This window comes from Baaleninema sp. (assembly GCF_049974805.1).
Taxonomy (GTDB): domain Bacteria; phylum Cyanobacteriota; class Cyanobacteriia; order Cyanobacteriales; family Geitlerinemataceae; genus Baaleninema.
In genome coordinates, this window is the sequence record NZ_JBNGCO010000001.1 from 90,008 (window position 1) to 114,708 (window position 24,701).

The window sequence follows — 24,701 nt, forward strand, 5'->3', positions numbered from 1 at the left end:
GACGGAGAAGCCGCCGACGGAGAAGCCGCCGACGGAGAAGCCGTCGCCGTCGGTCCGCCGCTACCGCCACTGACGGCACAAACCATGGAACCTTTGCCCGATATTAACCCTCAAGATTTCCGACTGCCTCGCTTGCAGCCTCCCGGTGCGGAAATTCGCGAAGAAGGGGAAGACACGACAGCCGCTGAGGGAGCGCCTCCGGGGATGACGCCTGGAAACCTACCGCCTGCCGTTACGGACGGGACGGGAGCGCCGGGGGATACGGATGGCGAAGAAATGCCAGCAGAACCTCTCGCGCCGCCCCCACCTTCAACAGATTTAGCCCAGGCGATTGAAGTGACCGGCGTGATGCAGGTGGACAATGAAATTCAAGTGATTGTCAGAACCCCAGACAGTCCCTTCGGTCGTTACGTGCGGGTGGGCGACGTTATCGCCAACGGACGAGTTCGCGTGGTGCGCGTCGAACGCTTGCAAGGGGAACCGATCGTGATTTTGGAAGAAAACGGTGTAGAAGTTGCCCGAGAAATCGGTCAACCGGGGGTTTCGCCCGTGGGCGAGAACGAAACGGCAGGGTTGGTCAACCGTCGCAACCTTCCCAATCCTCAGAAGTTCGGTCAGGTACAGTCGTTGATGTCAAGTCGTTAATTTTGAATGGTATCTTGCCAAGACAATTGGGACGCCAGTAGAGGAGTGGCTATGTTGAACATCGTTCGTACAGTTGCAGCGGGGTTATCTGGAATCAGTGCGATCGCCGTTACCTTCTCCGCTTACGCCCAGGAGGACGTTCGCAACCCTCAATGTCTTCCGGAATCGATTCTGGAAACCGGTTCGGGGTACGGACGGTGTAACTACGGGCCGGGAATTAGTTATATCGGAACTTACAGTAACTATCTTCCCAACGGTCGCGGGATTTATACGTTGAGCGATGGCACCCGCTACGAAGGTGAGTTTGTAGACGGCACTCCGGAAGGTCAGGGACGGCTGATTCTGCCCAACGACGCTCGTTATGAAGGGATGTTTCGCAACGGGGCGATTCGCCAAGGCGTGGCATTTTATCCGAACGGCGATCGCTACGAAGGGGAATTCGGCATCACCTCCCGAACGGAAATCGTGACGGAAAACGTGGTTGTTTCTTTGAGCGTTAACGGACGACCCCTTCTCGAACCTCGGGAAACGACGCGACGGTTTGATAGCAGCCAACCGGATGGGGAGGGAAGCTACAGCTTCTCGAACGGAAATCGTTTTGTGGGGGAGTTTTTCGCCGGACAACCCTTCGGACGAGGAACGTTTTATCACTCGACGGGAACGGTATGTGAGGGGTATTTCTACACGCGCAATTTCGACGCGGAAAATGCCACTTGTAATTATACGGACGGTCGCCGTTACGTGGGAGAGTTGAGACAAGCTCGCCCCCACGGTACGGGAACGATGACGCTGGCGGACGGAACGGTGATTTCAGGTGCGTTTCGCGCCGGCCAACCCGTCAGCTTCAGCGGTTATCAATAAAACCGCGTCAAACTGGCATTCACGCCAAACCCCTGGCTTATGGGAGAAGCCAGGGGTTTTTGACTCGCCCAACTCTCGAGTTATGAGATAGCCCGAACGTCAGTCAATTAATGGAATTGGGGATTGTGACGAATCAGACTCATGAACTCGTGGCGAGTTTTCGGATCGTCTGCAAAGACGCCGCGCATCGCCGAGGTAGTCGTCCAAGAACCGGGTTTCTGAACCCCGCGCATCACCATACACATATGGGTGGCTTCCACGACAACCGCCACCCCTTCCGGTTGCAACACTTCTTGCAGCGCGTTAGCGATTTGTCCCGTCAACCGCTCTTGGACTTGCAAGCGGCGACCGAACATATCGCAAATCCGGGCGATTTTCGACAAACCGATGACTTTCCCGTTGGGGATGTACGCCACGTGAGCGTGTCCGATAATCGGTAGCATGTGGTGTTCGCAGGTGCTAAACAGGGTGATATCCCGCACCAAGACCATCTCGTGAGAGTCCTCGGTGAAAATCGCACCGTTGAGGAGTTCTTCGAGAGACTGGTTGTAACCGGAGGTCAGAAACTGCCACGCCTTGCTGACTCGTTTGGGGGTATCGCGCAATCCTTCGCGATCGGGATCTTCTCCGAGTTCTGTCAGCAGGGTACGCACTGCTTTCTGCATCTCGTCGTTGGTGACGGCTTTGCGGCCGTTTCCGTTTCCGTTGGCGAGAAGTTGCTGTTCGAGTTTGTCTGTACCGATTAAGTCGGAGGAATTGGGTAAAGTCATTACGCTGTCGGTCTATCTTTACTGTTGCTAGGAAATCAAAGCGGAAATTAGATTCGTTCTCAATGCAGCGGGCAAAAAAAATCCCTCATTGAGCTAAGCAGTTATTTAACTGCTGTTGAATCTGGAGGACATCGAGATTTCTCCCTATTAAAACGAGCTGGTTTTTCGGGGGGCTTTGCCACGGCTCGGTCGCCATGCCGTAACGCTCGCCACAAAGCTGAAAGACGTGGCAGCGTTGACTTTCTTTAAACCAGAGAATACCTTTGGCTCGAAAGATGTTGTCGTTAAGTTGGTTGGATAAAAAGGCTTGAAATTTACTGACGGAAAAGGGTCGATCGCTCTGGAAGGAGACGGTCGTAAATCCGTCTGCTAGAGCGTCAGAATTCTCGGTTTTGGATTTTTTAAAATTGGTGTTGCGAGTCAGAGACGCCGCTTTATCTAGAATAAACTGTAACGGCACTCGTGCGAAACTCGCCTTTAAAATTCTAGCACTTTTTTTGAGCGATCGCAGAAAATCCTCGAGATTTTTAAGTTTTTCGGAAGAAACGAGATCCACCTTATTTAATACGAGAATATCGCCGTAGAGAATTTGGTGGAAGGCGACTTCACTTTGACGGTTTGTCGTCTCGAAATGTTCGGCGTCTACGACAGTCACGATGGCGTCTAAGCGGGTGCGATCGCGCAATCTCGTACCGGAGAAGGTGACGAGTAGCGGACGGGGATCGGCGACGCCTGTGGTTTCGATGACGATCGACTCGACAGACGGCGATCGATCTAAAACCCGTTCGATCGATTCGACTAAATCCTCGTTAATCGAACAGCAAATACAGCCGTTACTCAACTCCATCATCTCCAAGGTTTCCGACACCAGAAGCTGTCGATCGATATTAATCTGACCGAGTTCGTTCACCAAAACCGCCACCCTCATCTCCGGGCGACTGTCGAGAATATAATTAAGAAGAGTCGTTTTCCCGCTTCCGAGAAATCCAGTCACCACCGTAACGGGAATCCTGTTGAAGGAAAGTTCGGCGCTGGCGCTTCCGGTAACCGTCGGGGTTGACATATCTGCGGTTAGTTCGCCTCAGCGTTAGATATCTCGCCGGATGCTAACAACAGCGCCTTTTGCTTCATGGTTTTGAAAATGTTGTAAAACCCGTTGGCGCGAGAGGGGGTCAAACTGGTTCGCAACCCCGTTTCCTCAATAAAATCCGGCGCTAGTTGCACCACTTCTTCCGGCGTCAAACCGTTAGTACCTTGAATCAAGAACGCCAGCAGTCCTTTCGTCAGTTGCGCGTCCGAATCGCCCTCAAACAGGACTTTTCCCTCGTCGTCCAAGTGGGCGATTACGTACACTTGGGAGACGCAGCCCTGAACCTTATTGTCAGGGACTTTTTCGGAGTCGGGAAAGTCAGGAAGTTTTTTGGCCAGCCACAACAGTTGTTCGTAGCGTCGTTTGGGATCGCTGGCGCGTTTGAAACGCTGAACCATCTTATCGAGGGCGGGCGGTAATGCGTTAGCCGGGGTAGTCATCGTTACGGTTCGAGGACAGTCCTCATACTACTATACAAATCGTAACCTTGGGTTGCCGTTGGGTTAAGAAACCGCGATCGCGCGATCCCCATTGGCTTCGGGGTCAGTTTTCGGTCAGTTTCCCGAGAGTGCGATCGATGGCTGAGAAGCGATCGAGCGATGGCGAAAACGCCTCAGCCGTCAGAAACGACACCGGAGGAGCGATCGCAGCCCATCGAACAAACCTAAGCTAAAACTAATTTGGGTTTCGCCGTTGTCGTCGAGGTAGCAGAATCGATCGAAGTCGTACCCAATACCTCACAAGAATTGTTCGGACTCTCGTACAGTTTCACCTTATCTAGGGTCACGCCCAACTGACGTAACGGCTCTCGCAGAATGTCTCGAATGTAAATGGCGATATTTTCCGCCGTCGGGACGCGATCGGCAAAATAGGGAATATCTTTATTTAAAAAGCGATGGTCGAGAGGTTCAACGATGACCTCCTGTAACACCCCATGTAACGCCCCGAGTTCGACCACCATTCCCGTGCGAGGGTCGATTTCGCCCCGAACCGTCACATCTAAATGGTAATCGTGACCGTGGCCGTGGGGACGGGCGCACTTCCCGTAAATCCCGCAATTCGTATCGTAGTCCAGATCGGGACGGGCGAGACGATGAGCGGCGCTGAAGTGGGTGCTAACAGTCAGACTTGCTTGCATGATGAAGTTTTCGCTCGGCTGACGATACAAAACTTTACTTATTATCCCATCTTATCGCCAATTGTTAGCAAATGAGGGGGGGATGAAGTGAGGGGATGCAGCCAGATCCCCGGCATCTTCGAGATGCCGGGGATCTCAACCCTTCCAACCCTTGTCTTCTTAACAAATACGGGGTAACTGTTCGCCGCAGAGGAGATCGATCGCCCGCGTGGAACCGATTTGACTGGTCATCGTTACCGGAGGCGAGGTGGATTCCGTAACAACACCGATTTTCTGCGCTTGGGGACCCAAAATCGCCAAGGCGCGATCGACATCGGACTCGGGAACGAAGGTGACGAAACGCCCTTCGTTGGCTAAATACAACGGATCGAAGCCCAAAATTTCACAAGCCCCCTGTACGTCTTCCCGTACCGTAATCGCCCGTTCGTCAATATGAATTCCCACCTTCGCCGCCGTCGCCAGTTCGTGAAGGGCGCTGGCTAAACCGCCTCGAGTGAGGTCTCGCAAACAGCGAACCTCGATATCGGCTTCCAACAACGCCAACACCGTTTCGGAGAGGGGAGCAAGATCGCTTTCGATGGCCGTCTCGAACATCAACCCCTCTCGCACGGCCATAATGGCGATACCGTGGCGGCCGATGTCGCCGTTGAGGAGAATCGCATCACCGGGACGAATCGCTTTCGGGGAAATGGTGCCATCGAACTCCACCTGTCCCACCCCAGCCGTGTTAATAAAAATACCGTCGCCTTTGCCGCGATCGACCACTTTCGTATCGCCCGTTACAATCTTGACCCCCACGCGGTCAGCCGCTTGGCGCATCGACTGCACCACCTGCCACAACACCGACATGGGCAACCCTTCCTCGAGAATAAAACCGGCCGTTAAATATAAAGGACGCGCCCCCGCCATGGCCAAATCGTTCACAGTACCGTACACCGCCATCGACCCGATATCGCCCCCCGGAAAAAACAGCGGATGCACCACATAAGAGTCCGTTGTCATCGCAATGCGATCGCCCTTTAACCTTAGCGTCGCCGCATCGTGTAACACCGTTTCCGGAGAGCCAAACGCCGGAACGAACACCTGATGGATGAGTTGCTGCATCAGCTTGCCCCCACCCCCGTGAGCCAACAGAACGTGGGGGTACTGCTGCAACGGTACCGGACAAGACAAGTTCGACAGGTCAAACTTATTCACAGTTTTTAATCAAGTTATGAAAACTTCTTTATATTATCTTAACAAAAAACAAATCGTAATTTCTGTAAATTGAGTTGATTTTATTGCCTTCAATTATCACAATAGATCCTAGCAGGAATATTATCGATCGAAGGAGAAAAACAACAGTTCGATTACTTTAATTTTTTCTTAAAAATTTCCCCGAACTGTCGTTATAAAATCTCCAACCCGTTCGAGGTTTTCAACCCGTTCGTCTCTCCCCAAAATGCCTCAAACCGACGACCGAAAGTCACGCTCGAGTCGCCCGTTTTTTGCTGAAGCGACAGGATACTCAACCTATGGCCTCTGTAACCCCATCATCCAAACCCGCCTCCAAACCTGCAGGAAAACCCGCCACAGAAAAAGGGGCATCCGCCCCAGACAAGCGCTTCAAAGTCCTCGACATCACCATGAAGCGCAACCAGTATCGCCAAGACGCCCTAATTGAAATTCTCCACAAAGCCCAAGAAGCCTTCGGCTACCTCGAAGAAGACGTACTCGAATACATCGCCCACCACCTGAAACTGCCTCTGAGCCGAGTGTACGGCGTCGCCACCTTCTACCACCTGTTTTCCCTCAAACCCAGCGGCGCCCATACCTGCGTGGTTTGCTTGGGAACCGCCTGTTACGTCAAAGGCGGCGGCGAAGTACTCAAAGCCCTCGAAGAAAAAACCGGCGTCGAAGCCGGAGAAACCACCGCCGACGGGCAAGTATCCCTCGTCACCGTGCGTTGTATCGGCGCTTGCGGCATTGCCCCCGCCGTCGTCTACGACGGCAAAGTATCGGGACAACAAACCGCCGAAACCGCCTGCGAACATATCGCCGAATGGCAAGAGGGAGAGAAAGAGTGATGAGGTGATGATGAGGTGATGAAGTGAAATCTCCCCCTTCCCCCCTCTCTCCCTCGAACTCTCTCCCTCGAACTCTCCCGCAAACGCGCAACACCCAAGGAGCATTGCTATGGATTGGAGCGAACTCGTTGAAATTGCAGAACAAGAGCGCACCGCCCAGAAAGCGATTCGCGTTCACTGCTGCACCTCCACCGGATGTCAAGCCACGAATTCGATCGAAGTCAAAAAACGCCTCATCGCCGCCGTCAAAGAAGCCGGACTCAACGCCGAAGTGCAGGTGGTGGGCGTCGGTTGTCCCGGCTTGTGCGGTCAAGGTCCCATCGTAGAAATCCCCTCAGAAGGACTGCAATATCAGAAAGTCACCCCCGACCAAGCCGAATCGATCGTAGCCGCCATCCAAAACGGCGGAGAAGCCGACGCCCTGCAAGGCGACCCCAACCATCCCTTCTTCAGCCGTCAAGTCCGCATCGTCCAAGAAAACAGCGGCAAAATCGACCCCGAACGGATCGAAGAATACCTGATGGCGGACGGCTACCAAGGCTTGCACCACGCCATCTACGAAATGACCCCCGCCGAAGTCGTCCAAGAAATCACCAAATCCGGATTGCGGGGTCGCGGCGGCGCCGGATATCCCACCGGCTTGAAATGGGCGACCGTGGCCAAAATGCCCCAGGGTCAAAAATACGTCATCTGTAACGCCGACGAAGGCGACCCCGGCGCGTTCATGGACCGCAGCGTCCTCGAAAGCGATCCCCACCGGGTACTCGAAGGCATGGCCATCGCCGGATACGCCGTCGGCGCCACCCAAGGCTACATCTACGTTCGCGCCGAATATCCCCTCGCCATCTCTCGCCTGCACAAAGCCATCCAACAAGCCAAACGAAAAGGCATCCTGGGGGCGCAAATCTTCGGCTCTCCCGTCGATTTCACCATCGAAATTCGCGTAGGGGCGGGGGCGTTCGTCTGCGGCGAAGAAACCGCCCTCATCGCCTCCGTCGAAGGCGGACGCGGCACGCCCCGACCCCGGCCGCCCTACCCGGCCGTGTCCGGCTTAAAAGACTGTCCGACGCTGATTAACAACGTCGAAACCTTGGCCAACGTTCCCGCCATTCTCCGCAAAGGCGCCGACTGGTTCTCCAACATCGGCACGGACAAAAGCAAAGGTACGAAAATCTTTTCCGTCACCGGGAAGATTCGCAACACTGGACTGATTGAAGTCCCGATGGGGATTTCCCTGCGGGAAATCGTCGAGGACATGGGGGGCGGCGTTCCCGGCGGCGGCCATGTTAAAGCCATCCAAACCGGAGGCCCTTCGGGGGGCTGCATTCCCGAACGGCTTCTCGATACCTCTGTCGATTACGACTCTTTGAAAAAACTGGGTTCGATTATGGGGTCTGGGGGCATGGTGGTCATGGACGACAGCACCAGCATGGTACAGGTGGCGCAGTTTTACATGGAATTCTGTCGCGGCGAAACCTGCGGTAAATGTATTCCCTGCCGGGCTGGCACCGTACAGATGTACCAAATGCTGACCAAAATCCTCAATCAACAAGCCACCGAAGCGGATTTGGAAAAACTCAAACAACTCTGCGGCATGGTGGCCGCAACGAGTCTCTGTGGTTTGGGACAAACGGCACCGAACCCGGTCATGAGTACCCTGCACTACTTTGAGAACGAGTATTTGGAGTTGCTGCAACCGGCCGCCGTTCGTCCGAATAACGGTAAAGTTCCCGCCCGTTCGTCATGACATCCGGTCAGTCCTCGGTTCGCGTAGTTTATCGCTGGCGCGTGCGCAGCCAGTGCGAAGAGGAGTTCGTGCGGGCGTGGATGCAAGCGACGCAGGCGATTCGCGATCGCGTTCCCGGCGGGCGAGGCAGCTTGCTGCTGCGTTGCCAAGCCGATCCCCAATTGTTTATCGCCATCGCCCGTTGGGACAGTCTCGAAGACTGGGAGCGTTTCCAGGCGAAGCCGCCTCCGAATCCGAGAGCCTTCGCCCGCCTCGACGCCCTCAGTCACCTGATGTCTCACGAAGTGTTTTACGAAATCGAGGACGAACGCACTTCCCAACTCCCTTCGGACGAACCCCAAGACGAACCCAAGGACTGAACTTTCAATTCGACGAAACCAGCTAGTACGCCAGGATAGTTAAGGACGATCTGCTATGTCAGTTGTCACTCTCAAGATTAACGATATCGATGTGGCCGTAGAAGCGGGAACCACTGTTCTCGAAGCGGCCAAAGAAGCGGGAGTTCGCATCCCGACCCTCTGTCACCTCGACGGCGTGTCCGACGTGGGCGCCTGTCGCTTGTGTTTGGTGCAAATCGAAGGCATTCCCAAACTGTTGCCGGCCTGCGTCACCGAAGCCACCGAAGGCATGACCGTGACCACCGAAACGCCGGAGTTGCAAGAGTATCGCCGCATGGTGGTGGAAATGCTCTTCGCTGAGGGAAACCACGTCTGTGCTGTCTGCGTGGCCAATGAAAACTGCGAACTGCAAGATGTGGCCATCGAGGTGGGGATGGACCACACCCGCTTTACTTACCGTTTCCCGGAACGGGATGTGGATATTTCTCACCCCCAATTCGGCATCGACCACAACCGCTGTATTCTCTGCACCCGCTGCGTCCGCGTCTGCGATGAAATCGAAGGCGCCCATGTTTGGGATGTATCCGGACGTGGTCCGGCGGCGAAAGTCGTCACCGGGATGAATCAACCTTGGGGCGACGTCGATGCCTGTACCGCCTGCGGAAAATGCGTCGATGCCTGCCCGACGGGGGCGATTTTCCGTAAAGGGACGACCGTTGCCGAGATCGATCGCGATCGCGGCAAATTGGACTTTTTGGTAACTGCCCGAGAGGAGAAAAAATGGACAAGGTAAAACTCGCAACCGTCTGGCTGGCTGGCTGTTCCGGCTGTCATATGTCGTTTCTCGATTTGGACGAATGGCTGTTTGAAGTGGCTAAATTCGCCGATATCGTCTACAGCCCGGTCGGTTCCGATTTAAAAGACTATCCTGAAGATGTGGATGTTTGCCTCGTGGAAGGGGCAGTGGCCAACGAAGAAAACTTGGAATTGATTTATACGGTTCGCGAACGCACCAAGTTTTTGATTTCCTTCGGAGATTGCGCGGTGACGGCCAACGTTCCGGCGATGCGAAATATGCTGGGGAGTACCGAACCGGTTCTCAAACGCTGTTACCTGGAACTCGGTGACGCCCAAGCCCAGTTACCGAAAGAACCGGGCATCGTCCCCGAACTGCTCGATCGCGTGCGTCCGGTTCACGAACTGGTCACGGTCGATCTGTTTATCCCCGGATGTCCGCCCTCTGCGCCCCGCATCCAAGCGGCGATCGAACCCCTCCTCAAAGGCGAAAAACCCGCAATGGAAGGGCGGGAAATGTTGAAGTTCGGCTAATTCCAGAGGGGGAGATTGGAAGAGGGGGAGAGGGGGAGATTTCATCCCATCACCCCATCATCCCCTCACCTCATCCTCCCCTCACCTCATCACCTCCTCATCCCAAACCGTGAAGCCCTAATCGTGAATCCGTAAATCATGGCTAAGACAGTTGTTATCGATCCCGTCACCCGCATTGAGGGTCACGCGAAAATCTCGATTTTTCTCAACGACGCCGGAGATGTTGACGACGCTCGTTTTCATGTGGTTGAGTTTCGGGGATTTGAAAAATTCTGCGAAGGTCGCCCCATGTTCGAGATGGCGGGAATTACCGCCCGCATTTGCGGCATTTGCCCCGTCAGTCACCTTCTCGCTTCGGCGAAAACTGGCGACAAAATCCTCGCCGTTCAGGTGCCGCCAGCGGGGGAAAAACTGCGCCGTCTGATGAACTTGGCGCAGATTACCCAATCCCACGCCCTGAGTTTCTTTCACCTGAGTAGTCCCGATTTTCTCCTCGGGTGGGACAGCGACCCCGCCAAGCGCAATGTTTTCGGGTTGATGGCGGCCGATCCTGAGTTGGCGAGGGCGGGAATTCGGCTGCGTCAGTTCGGACAAACCATCATCGAACTGTTGGGGGCGAAGAAAATTCATGCGGCTTGGGCGGTTCCTGGGGGAGTTCGATCGCCCCTCTCCGAAGAAGGCCGTCAATGGATTGTCGATCGACTCCCCGAATCCCGACAAACCATCGAAACCGCCCTCGGACTGTTCAAAAACCTCATCGACGACACCCTCAAAAGCGAAATCGACATTTTCGGGAAATTCGATTCCCTGTTTATGAGTTTGGTCGCTCCTGATGGGACTTGGGAACACTACGGCGGACATATCCGTTTTGTGGACAGCCAGGGGAACATCGTCGCCGACGGACTGCGGGAAGAAGACTATCAAGACTATCTCGGCGAAGCCGTCGAACGGTGGTCTTACTTGAAATTTCCCTATTACAAACCGATGGGATATCCCGACGGGATGTATCGCGTCGGCCCCTTGGCGCGGTTGAACGTCTGCGATCGCATGGGGACGCCAGACGCCGATCGCGAACTGCAAGAATTCCGCGATCGCGCCGGGGGACGCTGCGCCACCTCTTCCTTTATGTACCACTACGCGCGACTGATCGAAATTTTGGCGGCGATCGAACGCATCGAACAGTACATGGAAGACCCCGATTTACTCTCTCCCCGCTGTCGCGCCAAAGCCGATATTAACGCCCTCGAGGGCATCGGCGTCAGCGAAGCCCCTCGCGGCACTTTGTTCCACCATTACAATGTGGACGAAAACGGCTTGATTAAAAAAGTCAACCTCATCATCGCCACCGGACAAAACAACCTGGCGATGAACGAAACCGTCAAACAAATCGCCCAACATTACATCCACACCAACGAAATCCCCGAAGGGATGCTGAACCGCGTCGAAGCCGGAATCCGCAACTTCGACCCCTGTTTGAGTTGTTCGACCCACGCCGTCGGACAAATGCCCCTGCACGTCCAATTACTCTCGAGCGATCGCCAAGTGATCGACGAAGTATATCGGGAGTAATCAGGAGATGAGGAGATGATGGGATGATGAGATGATGAGGTGAAATCTTCCTATCTCCCCATCTCCCTATCTCCCTATCTCCCCATCGCCCCCCTTTCAAAGGGGGGTTGGGGGGAATGTCGTTCGTTCCTCGACAAACTGATGTCTAAAGAAAACCTCTACCTCTGTATGGGGTCAGCCTGTCACCAACTCGGTGTTTACGAAGTTTTGCCAAAACTGCAATCGCTGATGAGCGAGTACAATCTCGAAGAAACCGTAGAATTAAAAGGTTCTTTTTGCCTCGAAACTTGTAGTTACGGCATCGTAATGAAGTTCAAAGACCAGCATTTCATCAACATCAACCCGCAAAATATCGAAGATAAGTTTCTGCAAGAAATTTTACCCGCCATTCAGAGCGCAAAAGTCGAACGAGAAGCCTAATCCAACTCGTTTTTTTTGGAGTTGCTTCCTTCGCGGCGATCGCGCTCTTCTTCTCCGTGTAAATTCATTCAGGTCTCGAATCCTCGTCTCGCAATGTTAGAACAAAGCCAAAACCACCTTTGGCGACTGCTTTGGGAATACGATCCCAACGGACTCATCGCCGTCGATCCCGAAATGACAATTAAACTCGTCAATCCCGCTTTTTGTAAAATGTTCGGAGTCGAACAAGATGACGTTATCGGAGAAGCGGCGATCGATATTTTGGGAAATGTCGATCGATTCCAAAAAGTCTGGGAAACTCACGAAGTCATGCGAGGTTCTGAACGGGAATATTCCGATAAAAAACTCTACGTTAAGGAAGTTATTTTCCCCATTCCTGACGAGGAGATTATTGCGTGCATTTTAGTGGATTTATCCCACGAATACGAGCAGCGCAAAGAGTTGCAGAGCCTGAAAAACGATACGGTTTTGAAAGTGAAAGAGGTGGTAGACAATCAAATGAAAGTCGCTCAAGAAATCGCGGGATTGCTGGGAGAAACCACCGCCGAAACCAAAGTAAGTTTGCTCAAAATTATTGAAGCGGTTGAGAAAGAAGTCATTGGCGGCGGTTAAGTTCAATTCTTGTCATTGTTTCTGTTCTTGTCGGTTGGGTTTTGCGAGGTTTAACCCAACCGAAGACTCAAATTATCGAATCCTGTGAATTGAAACACACGCAAAATGGTTACAGTCACGCCTCCCAAAACGGAATCCCAAAAAGCCGACAATTTCTTCGACATTTGCAATCTCAGCCTGAACAAAAAAGGCGAAGAACTTTGCGGCGACAAAGTTAAATTTATCAAAACCGAACGAAAAAGTACCATCGTCCTCTCAGACGGGTTGGGAAGCGGCGTGAAAGCCAATATTTTGGCGACCTTAACCAGCGAAATTCTGATTACCATGTTAAACGCCGACGTTCCCCTCGAACAGGTGATGGAAACGGTAATTGGAACCCTGCCAATTTGTCAGGTTCGTAAAATCGCCTACGCGACGTTTACGATTATCCAAATCGACCATTTCTCGAATCAATTTAAAATTATAAACTTCGACAACCCGCCTGTTTTTTATTTTAAAAAAGGGCGAATTATCAAACTCGAAGAACGGGTCGATCGCATCCTAGAACGGAAAGTTAAAGTCGCCGAAGGGACTCTAGAACGGGGCGATTTTCTGGGCGCCATTAGCGACGGAGTTCTCTACGCCGGACTCGGCGATACCATGAATTTCGGTTGGGGATGGGACAACATCGCCAAATACATGGAAAACCTCTTCGTCCATCAAGTTCCCACGGCGCGAAGTATCATCCAAAGCGTCCTCAACGAAACGCGATCGCTCTACCGGGGACACATCGGCGACGATGCGTCTTTAGTGGGGGTTTACGTTCGTCGGCGCAACCCGTTAATGGTATTTACCGGGCCGCCGCTGGACATGACCAAAGACGAAGTTTACGCCGAACGGTTGCTGAGTTTTCCCGGTAGAAAAGCCATTTGTGGCGGTACCACGGGGAATATCGTCGCCAACTACATGGGAGAAACCGTAGAAATGGACATTTCCACCATGCGAAAAGAGTTACCGCCGATTGGGAAACTCAGCGAAATCGACCTCGTGACAGAAGGGATTTTAACCATTTCCAAAGCCACGGAAATCCTGCGAAAATGCGACTGCGATATCGATCGCCTTCCGTTCGATCGCAACGGCGCAATTCTGTTAGCGCGAGAAATCCTCGAAGCCGATTCAATTTTCTTCCTCATCGGCCAGCAAATCAACGAATTCTATCAAAACCCCTTACTTCCTAAAAACATTTCCATTCGCCGCAACCTCGTTGAAGAACTGGTGCAGTTGCTGCGCGACCATCAAAAAGAAGTCGATCTCGAATATTGCTAAGTTTTAACGTGGATTTTCAACCCCCAACGATCTAAATGCTAGTCATCGGATACGGAAACTCACTGCGAGGAGACGACGGAATCGGACGAGTCGTCGCCGAACAGGTGGCGGATTGGAACCTTCCCCACGTGCGATCGCTCAGCCTGCACCAACTCACCCCAGAACTGGCCGAAGAACTCTCTAGGGTCGATCGCGCCGTATTTATCGATGCTTGCATCGACAGCCACAGCATCCGCATCGAACCCGTCGAAGCAGACGCCGAGACTCAAGTTCTCGGACATTCCCTGACGCCGCGATCGCTGCTGGGGATGGCACAATGGCTGTACGATCGAACCCCCGAAGCCTGGTTGATATCCGTTCCCGGCGAAACCTTCGAGTTTAGCGATCGACTCTCCCCCACCGCCGAAGGTTACGTCACAGAAATTCTCGCTCTCGTTCGAGACTTGCTAACCCAAAACCCCGATTCCTCAAAGAAACCGGGGTCAGATACCTCAAAACCATCGAGTCGAACCGATTAATATTCGTAAGGATTCGATTTCGGCATCGTGGGATTGGGAATCGGATTCGGCGAAGCCGGAGGAGATTGACGGCTGCGTTTCGCTTTCGCTTGCGCTTTCGCTTTCGAGGCGCTGCGGCGCAACGCATCCAACCGCGTTTCGTACTGCTTGCGAAGGCGTTTCTTCGGCGTTTGTTCGATGAGCGTCTTCAGCGCACTTCCCAAACTCTTATAAGCGTTCGGTAACGTATACCCGAACCGAGACGCTAAAGCCACCGCTTTTTCGTCCGCCTCGATCGACTCCTTGAGGGCTTTTTCACTGTTGTTCTTCTGATACAGGCGATATCCCGAAACGCCGCACAACGCCAACGCCAGCAACAACAACACCCCGTCTTGAACCCAGAGTTCGCCGACTGCACCGCCGAGACCGATCGCCAACGCCGCCATTTCCCACCCTTCCCGGGGAATCGTATCGTTTTGAATGCGGGCGACTTCGTGCCAAAACAGTAAATTCCGTTGGTCGAGGGCGAGATTGTCCCACTTCACCAAATCGATCGCAATTTCAACTTCGTCCTTACTGAGTTCTTCGCAGCGAATCAAAGGCGGGTCAATTTCCGTGGTTTTTTCCACCGTAACCCAGCTTTGCAGTTCCGGAGGAAGCAACCCTCTCAGACGACGGAGTTCGTTAATTTCAGCCTTAGCAGCAGACGTAGCGTAGGAGGTCATAGAACGGATTCAGGCAATAGACGACAAAAGACGAAGATACCTCGATCGTAGCAAATCACCACCGTTTTGAGTTTTCCCAAGCTGTGAGGATACCCGCCGTGATCGAAACCAACACCCCCACCCACAATACGCCGCCGGGAATAAAACCCAACACCTGAAAACCGCGTAGAATCCAAACCACGAAGGTCAAACCCACCAAACTCAAAAAAATACGAAACATCATAAAATTCTCAACCCCTCTTGAAATCGCCATCGAGGTTACCGTTTTTTCGCCGACGATCGCCGCAGCGGAAGCGTCACCGTCACCTGAGTTCCCTCACCGGATTGAGACTGAAGCTCGATCGAACCGCCGTGTTTTTCCACAATCCGAAAACAAATCGACAGCCCCAACCCCGTCCCTTTTCCGACGGGTTTCGTCGTAAAAAACGGGTCGAACACCTTCTGACGAATTTCAGGAGACATCCCGCTACCATTGTCGGCGATCGTCACCCGAACCATCTCCGGGTTCAGTCGATCGGTGGCGACGACAATGGTGGGATCTTCCAAATCTCCCTCCATCACCGCATCGATGGCGTTAGCCAACAAACCCATCCACACCTGATTCAACTCCGACGGATAACATTCAACGATCAGCAACTCACCGTACATCTTCACCAGACGCACCCGGTTTTTCAGACGGCGGTCTAACAACACCAAAGTACTGTCAAGTCCCTCATGTAAATCCACCGTCTTCAACGCCGACTCGTCCAGTCGCGAAAAATTCCGCAGCGATCGCACGATTTGACGAATCCGTTCCGCACCATGTTGAATCGAATCCAGCGCCTTCGGTAAATCCTCAAACAGATACTCTAACTCAATTTCTTCAATTTCCACGCGCAGGTTCGGCGTCGCGTCGGGAAACTCCTCTTGGTACAGCCGCAACAAGCGTAAAATATCCTCGACGTACTCCCTCGTATGGATGACGTTACCGTAAATAAAATTCACCGGATTGTTAATTTCATGGGCGACGCCGCCGACTAACTGTCCCAAACTGGACATCTTCTCCGTTTGAATCAGTTGAGCTTGAGTCGTTTGCAGGTGGCTGAGGGCCTCTTCCAGGTCTCGATTTTTCTGTTGAAGCAGCCTTTGCAGGCGATGGAGTCCCTCGATCGCCTGCTTGCGTTCCCCAATTTCCCGATTGAGTTCCACGTTCGTCCGTTCCACCGTTCGATGGGTGTAAATGTAATCCAAAATCAACCCCAACAGCGGCACCGCATAGGCGGCGATTTTGAGAAAATGGGCGATATTGAAGTGGTTGTCGAACAGCATCTGCGACCCGAACGCCATATGTAGCTGCGTTGCGGCGTTGGGAATCGTACTGACGATCAGGGCGTGGGAAAACAAACTGGGATAGGTTCGGTAAAACCGTGGGTAGAGGAAGATTCCTGAAAAAAGAAACAGCAACAACGGCGCCACGTCCCAAGGTCGCGTCACAAAAGCGTTGGGAAACTGCGTTTCTGGAAGCACCGAACTAGTGGCGCACCAGTGAACCAAGCCGTAAGCCAGCATCCCGAACCCGAGACTGATGGCGACCACCAATCCGATGCCATGTTGCCATTTTTTAGGTTTGGCGACGAGAAAAATCGCGACCCCCACCGCCGTCAGCAAAGCGTTACTCAAGCGACAAATCGCCCAGGTAAAGGGAATCAGGTTTTGATTGTCGGCGACCGTTTCGATGAGACGGTCGGCCGCCAGGGTGTGAAACGCATCCATGACCCCGGCGAAAAACAGGGCGACGCCGATGGTCGGGGTGGTGACGTCTCGCACGATGGCGAAGTGGGCGAACGCCATCACCACCGTGAAAATCGCCGTACAAAAGGCGCTCCATTCGAGTAACGTATGAGTAAAGCTACCGGCTAGACTGTGGTGAAGCCTGTCGTCGAGCTGGTTGGGAGACAATTCTTCAAGTCCCGCGAGGTCGAGGAAATCTTGGGGAGTCCCGAAATCGACACCCAGCCAGTTGAAAAGCGTGGGTATCGTACAAACTAGGACGACAAGAACGATCGACAGTTTGGGAAGTTTAGTTTGTATCTCGTGGGGTTGCAAAGGAATCCGAGCGAGCCAAAGCATTAAAAAGCGTGCGAGAACCGTTGACCGGTCAGGACATATCTCACGATAGGCGATCGCGTTGAGTTTCGACGATTTGAAGTGGACACTCCCGAATGTCGAAGTTCGCGATCGCAGGTGCGATCGGTTGCCCTCGACGACAACCACAGCCAGCCAGGGAATGTTTCGATGATACTCGAACTCTTTGGGTCTGTGGAACTCAATACCGTTAACGTCCCTGGATATTCCCCCCGAGAACCGCCCCCGTCGCGATCGAGATTCTTCGCGAAAAACCTTGTTAAAGTGGGAGTCAAGACCACTGTTCGCCCCACGAGTTCACTTGTTCGACAACTGCTCTGTTTCGGAGTTTTAATGGTTCCGTTTCTCCGCCCCCTGGCGTTTTTTGCGCGATCGCGCCACAGAGGTTTCTCCCCATCTGTCCCAAACCGTTGGCGACTGTGGGGAATTTTGTCGATCGGCTTTTCGATGGCCTGGGGACAACCGAGCCTCGGCGCCCAAGAGATAGCCGCCACTTACGGCCTGTTCGAGCGTACCCTCTCCATCGACGCCCTAGAAGCCTACGCCAAAACCGGCCAGGTCGATGGCGAACTCGCTCCCTATCTCAACTTCGCCCCCCGCAACAGTCGCGATACCCTGCGGAACGTACTATTAGCCCGCGCCGAACTCGACCCGGTAGCCGTCTCGCAGTTTTTGTACACCCCCCAAGGAGAAGTGCTGTTACAACGGCTCGGACAGGCGATTCAGTCCGGTTCCGGCGTCTCCGGCTTTAAAGGGCTGCGATCGGCGTTAATTCTGGCCGCCGCCGACGAAGACGGCTTGACCTTGCTCAACGTACTGCGCCACTTTCCCACCCCCACCCTGCGGGTGAATTTCAACCAAACCTTTCGCATGGCGCAACAGTTGCAAACCCTAGTCAACGCCAGCGAAACCGCCTTATCCGAAGTCCGAGAACAGTCGGAACGGGAAGCCGATCGCGAGGACATTTCCCCCAGCCCCGTCGCCGATTTGAGCCAACCGGGAAAACTATCCTGGGACAAACTGTCAATGACGTTACGAGACCCCAATCGCAATCCTCCCTGGGGTCATCGGTTCCCCGTCGATTTGTACGTCCCGCAGACCCCCGACCCCGCGCCCATTATCGTCATTTCCCACGGCTTAGGCTCCGATCGATCTGCGTTTCGCTATCTGGCCGAACATTTGGCCTCTCACGGCTTCGCCGTCTTCGTTCCCGAACATTCTGGCAGCAACGCCAAACACATGGAAGCCCTGCTGGCGGGTCAGGAACAGGAAATCGCCAAACCCCAAGAATTTATCGATCGCCCGTTGGACGTGACCTTTCTTCTCGATACCCTCACCGTCCTCTCCCGCACTGACCCCCAACTGGAAAACCGTTTCGATTTCGATCGCGTCGGCGTCGTCGGTCAGTCTTTTGGCGGCTATACCGCCTTGACCTTAGCCGGGGCGGAACTGGATTTAACCCATCTGGCCCGAGCCTGCGCTCTCGCCCGCGAAGAGCAGTCGTGGAACGTCTCGCTTTTGCTGCAATGTCGGGCGCAAGCCATCTCGAGCCAGCAGCAACAGTTTCGCGACCCCCGCATCCGAGGCGCCATCGCCATCAATCCCGTCGGAAGCGCCCTCTTTGGCGAAACGGGCTATCAACAGATCGAGATTCCTCTGGCTGTCATCGCTGGCGGCGCCGATACCGTCGCCCCCGCCCTTCCCGAGCAAATTCAACCCTTTACCTGGTTGACCCTCTCCCAACGCTATCTGTTTTTATTAGAAGGCGGTACTCATTTTTCTACCATCGGCGAGTCAGGAGAAGAAGCCGTTCCCCTCCCGTCAGCGGTTGTCGGTCCGGCGCCGGATCTCGCTCGCGATTACGTCAAAATCTTGAGTCTGGCCTTTTTCCAAACCTACGTGGTCGATAACCCAGCGTTTCGGGACTATCTCAGCCCCGCTTACGTCCGAAGCCTCAGCCGCGCCTCCCTCCCCTTGTACGGAGTCCGCCAACTGGACGCCAGCACCGTCGAGGCGTCCTGTGCAGCGGTCTCCGGTTGTCCCTGAGCGGAGCGCCATCGATCGAATCTCGAACTCCGTCTGGAAATTCTCCTCGATCTGGGTAGCGAGACTTGGATTTTTCCAGAAAATGCGACAATATTCCAAGTAGGGTGCGTGGCGATCGCCACAGACAAAACTTGTTCGACGCCAGGGTTCACAGCAACGACATGAAAATAGGGATCGCGGGAGAACGTCAAATCACGAGCGATTACAATATCGATTTTCGAGAAATCTTGTCGAATGTTAAAAGAACCATAACAATTGTTTAATACTCCAACGCCAGCCGGGAAAATCGAAGAAGAACTGCTCGTAGACATTAGAGAATTAAAACTGGAATTTTCGCCGTTGCGGGCTATCCCGTTCGCCTATTCCGAAAACGGTTGTCTATCAACGGTTTTCTAGGTTGAATATCGATCGCGATCGAGCGCCAAACCTTCCATACGATCGATCGAACTTTCTGTGATGCCATCGCCCCCCGAACTTGGCGATTTCCCTCATCGGCCAGGCGCTCGAACTCACTGACCCGAACCCCGAGGATATAAAATGGAAGATATCCTAATCGTAGACGACCAACCGGACAATTTACGAGTTTTATCGAGCCTACTCGAACAACAAGGCTATAGCGTTCGCCGTGCCATTCACGGACAAATTGCCCTGAACGCCGCCGAAGCCGAGCCGCCAGTTTTGATTCTGCTCGATATCATGATGCCCCAAATGAGCGGCTACGAAGTCTGTGAAAAGTTAAAGGACAACGAGCGCACGCGCGAGATTCCGATTATCTTTCTCAGCGCCCTCGGGGACGTAACAGAAAAGGTCAAAGCCTTTGAAGTGGGCGGCGTAGATTATATTACAAAACCCTTTCAATTTGCAGAAGTTTTAGCCCGCATCGAACACCAATTAACCCTGCAATCTCTCAAGCGGGAAACCCAACGTCAAAACGAATATTTACAACAGTTAAACACTCAACTCGAGGAACGAGTCGCCGAACGCACCGCCGAACTTCAGCGAAAAACGGAACGGTTGATCGCTGTCGAAGAAGAATTGCGCCGCTCCCTCGTCAAAGAAAAGGAAATCAACGAGTTTAAAAGTAATATTATTACGACAATTTCCCACGAATATCGAACGCCTCTTACAACTATTTTTTCAACATCAGAACTTCTCGAACATTATCGTCACAAATTGAGCGAAGAAAAGTTTGTTAAGTATTTAAAACGCATACAAGAGTCGGTGAAATATCTAACTTCGCTGTTCAACGATGTGATGTTTGTCGATCGAATGCAAGTCGGCCAACTCGAGCTGAACTGCGAACCCATTGACTTAGAGCAGTTATGTTACGACCTAATAGATCGGCTGCAAACCACACTTAAATCCGGACAAACCTTAAAATTTTCGCGTCACAAAGCCGAAACTATTTCAGATAAAATATCCAACTATTGGGACAAACATATTTTACTCCAAATCCTAAACAATTTACTTTTAAATGCTATTAAATTTTCCTCAGAAAACAAAATTATTGAATTGAATTTAATCGAAAAAGAAGACTCAATTCAATTCGCGATTCGCGATAAAGGAGTAGGAATCGCTCCCGAAAATTTAGAACGTTTGTTCGAGCTGTTTTATCGCGGCAAAAACTCGCAAAACATTCGCGGAACTGGCTTAGGACTCACGATCGTGAAAAAGTGCGTCGATCTCTGTAACGGTTCGATCGAAGTCGAGAGCGAAATCGATCGCGGCACCACCTTCACCGTTACCCTCCCCCGCTCCAACGAGGCGACGATCGTCGATAATTGAAAATTTCTCCCCCTCTCATCATCCCCTCATCCCATCATCTTCACGAACTCCCCCCGCCTCCCATCAAATACAGCAGAGCCATACGAACCGCGACCCCGCTCGTCACCTGAGTTTGAATCAAACTCAACGCTGCGTCGTCCATCACCTCCGAACTCAGTTCCACGCCGCGATTCACCGGCCCCGGATGGAGAAGGCGCACCTCCGGACGACAGGCTTTCAGGCGCTCTCGCGTAATCCCGAAATGATGGTGATACTCCCGCAAACTGGGGAGCAAATGTTCCGTCATCCGTTCCTGTTGCAGGCGCAGCGTCATCACGAAATCGGCGTTTTCCAAAGCCGGTTCGATCGTCCAATGTAAATGCAGCCGTTCCGGATGATGCACTCCCATGGCCTCGACCAACAACTTCGGCAACAACGTCGGCGGTGCTGCCAAATGTACCTCAGCCCCGCTTTCCGTCAAACTCCAAATATTCGATCGAGCCACCCGCGAATGCAAAATATCCCCGACGATGGCGATCTTCTTCCCCAGCAACAACTCCGTTCGCGGCTGTTCGGGATCGAGAAACCGACAGATCGTAAACAGATCTAACAACCCCTGTGACGGATGCTCGTGTTGTCCGTCTCCCGCGTTGAGAACCCCCACGTGAGTCCCGAGGCGTTCCATCTCCCGCGCGATGGCCTGGGGAACCCCAGCCTCCCGATGGCGAATTACCATCATGTCAGTCCCCATCGCAAGATAGGTCTTGGCAGTATCTAAAATGGTCTCTCCCTTCGTCAAAGACGAAGAACCGGGGGCAAAATTAAGAGTATCGGCAGAAAGGCGTTTCGCCGCTAACTCGAAACTGCTGCGCGTCCGGGTAGACGGCTCGAAAAACAAGTTCGTCACCACTCGTCCTTGAAGCGTGGGGACTTTCTTCGTGCGTCGGGATAACACCTCCCGAAAACTCGCGGCGGTTCTCAACACGATGTCGTATTCCGACACCGAAAAATCTTCTAACGAAAGGATATGGCGTCGCGTCCAAGGGGTTGTAGCCATTGCCGAAAAATCAATTGCGGAGGTCGTCTCATGCACAGTATCCAATCATATCTGTTATCGGTCGTTACGGGGACAGCCCTCTGTTTCGGCGTCTCGGGGTCGGCCCTGGCCGAACCGACGCTCACCTCGTTACCCTCTTCCACAACCGCCTCGGAGATGACGCGAGATACCGTCGAACTCACGGTATACCGTCCCGATTTGTTCTGCGAAACCCTGTTGCCGGAAACGGTGGAAGTGCCGCGAGGTAATGCCCTAGAGGGGGCAGTGGGTCATATTTTGAAAGACTGGGCGCGAGGCGAGTTCCGCATTGCTGGATATCGCACCTCTCGCGATGCTGAAACGGGAATCGTCACGGTAGATTTGCGCGTTGCCCCAGATGCTCCCCGTCAGTGGACTTCGCTCTCGACTTGCGAACAGTTTGCCCTCTTCGGCAGTTTGCGATCGACCCTCATGCAAAATTCTCGCCTGCAAACTCAGACCGTGGAGTTCGTCAGCCAAGGGGAACCGTTGGCGTTTTAGAGATTTTCTCAAAACCCAACAACGCCGGCAAAAACGTAGGGACGTTGATACAACGTCCCTACGAGAGTTTTTAAGAGGGGATTTTCACCACTTCAGAGCCATCGACGACCCTTCTACGAGGCAACGCGAGCGGTCGATCGCGTGCGGCGGCGTCCCGGCCGGGTCGAACCGTTGGAAGAAGACGCCACGGCGCCCGAAGTGTCGGGTTTTTGCAGCAAAATCACCAACAGCGGGTCGCAGCGCAGTTCGCGACGGAGCATCCGTTGTAAGTTCCGCTCGATGTGGGATTCCAAACCCGCCCAGTCCACTTCGACTTTACCCTTTTCAGTGCGGCTGTAGTCAGACCAACGATTTCGCAAGACTCCTTCGAGAGTCGCAGCGGTTTCTTCGTTCAATCGCTCTCCGTTGACGCTGGCGGCCACACCCCGGACGCAAACATCGGGTTGAGTCAGCAGCGAGCCATCGAGGCCAATAGTGGCGGCGACCGTCACCACGCCGTCTTCGGCCAGTTGTTGGCGTTCTTTGAGGACGCGATCGTGGACGGTTCCAGCGTGGGAGGAGTCCACCAGTTCGATACCGGACTGAACGCGATCGCCCAAGCGAATGCTGTCGGGGGTCAGTTCCACCACGTCGCCGTTATCCACGATGAGGATGTTTTCGGAGGGAATCCCCATGCTTTCAGCGGTTTTACCATGTTTGACCAGCATCCGGTGTTCGCCGTGAACCGGAACGAAGAATTTGGGGCGGGTCAAGGCCAACATCAGTTTGTGGTCTTCTTGACAGCCGTGGCCGGAAACGTGAATGCCTTGGTGACGGCCGTAAACGACGTTGGCACCTTGCATCATCAGGCGATCGATGGTATCCACCACGGCCAGGGTGTTACCGGGAATCGGGTTGGCAGAAAACACCACCGTATCCCCTTGGCGAATTTTAATTTGACGGTGTTCGCAGCGGGCGATGCGACTCAAGGCCGCCAAAGGTTCGCCTTGGGAACCCGTGGTCAGAATCAAAACTTTATCGTCCGGTAAGCCTTGGGCTTCTTGAATCGATTTGAACTGGCTGTCTTCGCATTTGACATATCCCAGGTTGCGGGCGTGGGCGATGACGTTGAGCATCGATCGACCCAATACAGCCACGTATCGATCGTGTTGTTTCGCCAACTCCAAAATCATGTTCACCCGATGCACGGAGGAAGCAAAGGTCGTTACCAGGATGCGCCCTTTGGCTTGGCTGAAGGCGCGGTCTAAGTTGGGATACACCGACCGTTCGGAGGGGCAAAAACCGGGGGTTTCGGCGTTGGTGGAGTCGCTGAACAGGCACAACACGCCTTTTTCGCCGTATTCGGCCAGTTTTTGGATGTCGAACCGTTCGCCGTCAACGGGGGTATGGTCGAATTTGAAGTCTCCGGTGAAAATAACCACCCCTACGGGAGTCGTCACCGCCAGGGTGAAGCTGTCCGCCATCGAGTGGGTGTTGCGGATGAATTCAAAGGAAAAATGTTTGCCCAGGCGCACCACGTCGCGCGGTTGTACGGTTTTGAGTTCGGTGCGATCGGCGACGCCGGCTTCTTCTAGTTTGCCTCCGAGCAGTGCCATGGCCAGTCTCGGACCGTGGATGACGGGAATCTCGAACTGTTTGAGGTGGTAGGGAATGCCGCCGATATGGTCTTCGTGACCGTGGGTGACGATCGCCCCTTTGATTTTGTGGCTGTTGGCCTTGAGGTACTCCATATCGGGCAGTACGATATTGACCCCGTGCATGGCGTCCGTGGGAAAGGCCAGTCCGCCATCGACGAGAACCATTTCGTCGTCGTATTCAAACACGCAGGTGTTTTTCCCGATTTCGTGCAGTCCTCCTAAAGGAATGACGCGCAATGTCGGCTCTGAGGAGGTGGCTTGTTTTTTCTTGGTCCGGACTTTACGAGTGTTGTTGGTGGTTCTAGGCATAGTTGTCCTTGTTGTCCTTTAGTGAATGGGTTTTCTTAAGAAATTTTTTCGATCGAAACTCGCAGTGAAGCTCGAATCGGAGCGGGTTTCAGAACTGGATTTCAATTCAATTTCGGCAAACCTGTCGAGGTCG

General features: G+C 53.4%; 24 protein-coding genes and 1 pseudogene. 15 read left to right on the plus strand and 10 right to left on the minus strand.

Annotation, left to right across the window (positions count from 1 at the left end; all coding sequences use genetic code 11):
• Both ACP5D4_RS00350 and ACP5D4_RS00355 read left to right on the plus strand, forming a co-directional pair.
• Positions 1-645, plus strand: a pseudogene (locus ACP5D4_RS00350) (hypothetical protein); the annotation flags it as partial.
• A 51-nt stretch (positions 646-696) separates the two neighbouring features.
• Complete coding sequence (locus ACP5D4_RS00355; protein WP_428009619.1) at positions 697-1,506, plus strand: MORN repeat-containing protein; 810 nt, start codon at positions 697-699, stop codon at positions 1,504-1,506.
• 107 nt (positions 1,507-1,613) lie between these two features.
• Here ACP5D4_RS00355 and folE read toward each other — a convergent pair whose 3' ends face one another.
• From folE to hypE, 5 genes are all read right to left on the minus strand, one after another.
• On the minus strand, positions 1,614-2,276 hold the full coding sequence (gene folE / locus ACP5D4_RS00360; protein WP_428009620.1) for a GTP cyclohydrolase I FolE: 663 nt from the start codon (positions 2,274-2,276) through the stop codon (positions 1,614-1,616).
• Between the two features lie 85 nt (positions 2,277-2,361).
• Positions 2,362-3,339, minus strand: a complete 978-nt coding sequence (locus ACP5D4_RS00365) for a CobW family GTP-binding protein (protein ID WP_428009621.1) — start codon at positions 3,337-3,339, stop codon at positions 2,362-2,364.
• 8 nt (positions 3,340-3,347) lie between these two features.
• The gene (locus tag ACP5D4_RS00370) at positions 3,348-3,806 is read right to left on the minus strand and encodes a SufE family protein (protein WP_428009622.1); all 459 of its coding nucleotides are present in this window, start codon (positions 3,804-3,806) and stop codon (positions 3,348-3,350) included.
• 224 nt (positions 3,807-4,030) lie between these two features.
• On the minus strand, positions 4,031-4,504 hold the full coding sequence (locus ACP5D4_RS00375) for a 6-pyruvoyl trahydropterin synthase family protein (RefSeq protein ID WP_428009623.1): 474 nt from the start codon (positions 4,502-4,504) through the stop codon (positions 4,031-4,033).
• 159 nt (positions 4,505-4,663) lie between these two features.
• Complete coding sequence (gene hypE / locus ACP5D4_RS00380) at positions 4,664-5,701, minus strand: hydrogenase expression/formation protein HypE (protein ID WP_428009624.1); 1,038 nt, start codon at positions 5,699-5,701, stop codon at positions 4,664-4,666.
• Positions 5,702-6,018: 317 nt separating this feature from the next.
• On the opposite strand from hypE, the gene hoxE reads away from it, so the two are divergent.
• The 10 genes from hoxE (at position 6,019) to ACP5D4_RS00430 (ending at position 14,408) form a co-directional block, all read left to right on the plus strand.
• Positions 6,019-6,570, plus strand: coding sequence for a bidirectional hydrogenase complex protein HoxE (hoxE, locus tag ACP5D4_RS00385; RefSeq protein ID WP_428009625.1), 552 nt, complete (start codon positions 6,019-6,021; stop codon positions 6,568-6,570).
• Positions 6,571-6,679: 109 nt separating this feature from the next.
• Positions 6,680-8,317, plus strand: a complete 1,638-nt coding sequence (locus ACP5D4_RS00390) for an NADH-ubiquinone oxidoreductase-F iron-sulfur binding region domain-containing protein (RefSeq protein ID WP_428009626.1) — start codon at positions 6,680-6,682, stop codon at positions 8,315-8,317.
• Positions 8,314-8,676, plus strand: a complete 363-nt coding sequence (locus ACP5D4_RS00395; protein ID WP_428009627.1) for an antibiotic biosynthesis monooxygenase family protein — start codon at positions 8,314-8,316, stop codon at positions 8,674-8,676. The genes ACP5D4_RS00390 and ACP5D4_RS00395 overlap by 4 nt, the downstream gene beginning before the upstream one ends.
• Before the next feature lie 55 nt (positions 8,677-8,731).
• Positions 8,732-9,448, plus strand: coding sequence for a bidirectional hydrogenase complex protein HoxU (gene hoxU, locus ACP5D4_RS00400; protein ID WP_428009628.1), 717 nt, complete (start codon positions 8,732-8,734; stop codon positions 9,446-9,448).
• Positions 9,436-9,984, plus strand: coding sequence for an oxidoreductase (locus ACP5D4_RS00405; RefSeq protein WP_428009629.1), 549 nt, complete (start codon positions 9,436-9,438; stop codon positions 9,982-9,984). The genes hoxU and ACP5D4_RS00405 overlap by 13 nt, the downstream gene beginning before the upstream one ends.
• 138 nt (positions 9,985-10,122) lie before the next feature.
• A complete protein-coding gene (locus ACP5D4_RS00410; protein WP_428009630.1) occupies positions 10,123-11,553 on the plus strand; it encodes a Ni/Fe hydrogenase subunit alpha in 1,431 nt (476 codons plus the stop codon).
• A gap of 141 nt (positions 11,554-11,694) precedes the next feature.
• Positions 11,695-11,973, plus strand: a complete 279-nt coding sequence (locus tag ACP5D4_RS00415; RefSeq protein WP_428009631.1) for a (2Fe-2S) ferredoxin domain-containing protein — start codon at positions 11,695-11,697, stop codon at positions 11,971-11,973.
• A 93-nt stretch (positions 11,974-12,066) separates the two neighbouring features.
• Positions 12,067-12,585, plus strand: coding sequence for a PAS domain S-box protein (locus ACP5D4_RS00420; protein WP_428009632.1), 519 nt, complete (start codon positions 12,067-12,069; stop codon positions 12,583-12,585).
• A 105-nt stretch (positions 12,586-12,690) separates the two neighbouring features.
• On the plus strand, positions 12,691-13,890 hold the full coding sequence (locus ACP5D4_RS00425) for a SpoIIE family protein phosphatase (protein WP_428009633.1): 1,200 nt from the start codon (positions 12,691-12,693) through the stop codon (positions 13,888-13,890).
• Positions 13,891-13,925: 35 nt separating this feature from the next.
• The gene (locus ACP5D4_RS00430; RefSeq protein WP_428009634.1) at positions 13,926-14,408 is read left to right on the plus strand and encodes a hydrogenase maturation protease; all 483 of its coding nucleotides are present in this window, start codon (positions 13,926-13,928) and stop codon (positions 14,406-14,408) included.
• Here ACP5D4_RS00430 and ACP5D4_RS00435 read toward each other — a convergent pair.
• The 3 genes from ACP5D4_RS00435 to ACP5D4_RS00445 are packed head-to-tail and all read right to left on the minus strand — an operon-like array spanning position 14,405 to position 17,221.
• Positions 14,405-15,112 carry a DUF3318 domain-containing protein gene (locus tag ACP5D4_RS00435; protein WP_428009635.1) on the minus strand — a complete coding sequence of 236 codons (708 nt, stop codon included), beginning with the start codon at positions 15,110-15,112 and terminating at the stop codon, positions 14,405-14,407. The two genes, ACP5D4_RS00430 and ACP5D4_RS00435, sit on opposite strands and share 4 nt — an antisense overlap.
• 55 nt (positions 15,113-15,167) lie before the next feature.
• A complete protein-coding gene (locus tag ACP5D4_RS00440; RefSeq protein WP_428009636.1) occupies positions 15,168-15,335 on the minus strand; it encodes a hypothetical protein in 168 nt (55 codons plus the stop codon).
• 35 nt (positions 15,336-15,370) lie between these two features.
• The gene (locus ACP5D4_RS00445) at positions 15,371-17,221 is read right to left on the minus strand and encodes an ATP-binding protein (protein WP_428009637.1); all 1,851 of its coding nucleotides are present in this window, start codon (positions 17,219-17,221) and stop codon (positions 15,371-15,373) included.
• Between the two features lie 348 nt (positions 17,222-17,569).
• Here ACP5D4_RS00445 and ACP5D4_RS00450 point away from each other — a divergent pair, with 348 nt between their 5' ends.
• The gene (locus tag ACP5D4_RS00450; RefSeq protein ID WP_428009638.1) at positions 17,570-19,282 is read left to right on the plus strand and encodes an alpha/beta hydrolase; all 1,713 of its coding nucleotides are present in this window, start codon (positions 17,570-17,572) and stop codon (positions 19,280-19,282) included.
• Between the two features lie 537 nt (positions 19,283-19,819).
• The gene (locus tag ACP5D4_RS00455) at positions 19,820-21,067 is read left to right on the plus strand and encodes a hybrid sensor histidine kinase/response regulator (RefSeq protein ID WP_428009639.1); all 1,248 of its coding nucleotides are present in this window, start codon (positions 19,820-19,822) and stop codon (positions 21,065-21,067) included.
• Between the two features lie 40 nt (positions 21,068-21,107).
• Here the strand turns inward: ACP5D4_RS00455 and ACP5D4_RS00460 are convergent, their stop codons facing one another.
• Positions 21,108-22,103 carry an aspartate carbamoyltransferase catalytic subunit gene (locus ACP5D4_RS00460; protein ID WP_428009640.1) on the minus strand — a complete coding sequence of 332 codons (996 nt, stop codon included), beginning with the start codon at positions 22,101-22,103 and terminating at the stop codon, positions 21,108-21,110.
• Between the two features lie 30 nt (positions 22,104-22,133).
• On the opposite strand from ACP5D4_RS00460, the gene ACP5D4_RS00465 reads away from it, so the two are divergent.
• On the plus strand, positions 22,134-22,622 hold the full coding sequence (locus tag ACP5D4_RS00465) for a hypothetical protein (RefSeq protein ID WP_428009641.1): 489 nt from the start codon (positions 22,134-22,136) through the stop codon (positions 22,620-22,622).
• A 113-nt stretch (positions 22,623-22,735) separates the two neighbouring features.
• On the opposite strand, the gene ACP5D4_RS00470 is transcribed toward ACP5D4_RS00465, so the two are convergent.
• Positions 22,736-24,568, minus strand: coding sequence for a ribonuclease J (locus tag ACP5D4_RS00470; protein ID WP_428009642.1), 1,833 nt, complete (start codon positions 24,566-24,568; stop codon positions 22,736-22,738).
• Between the last annotated feature and the right edge of the window lie 133 nt (positions 24,569-24,701).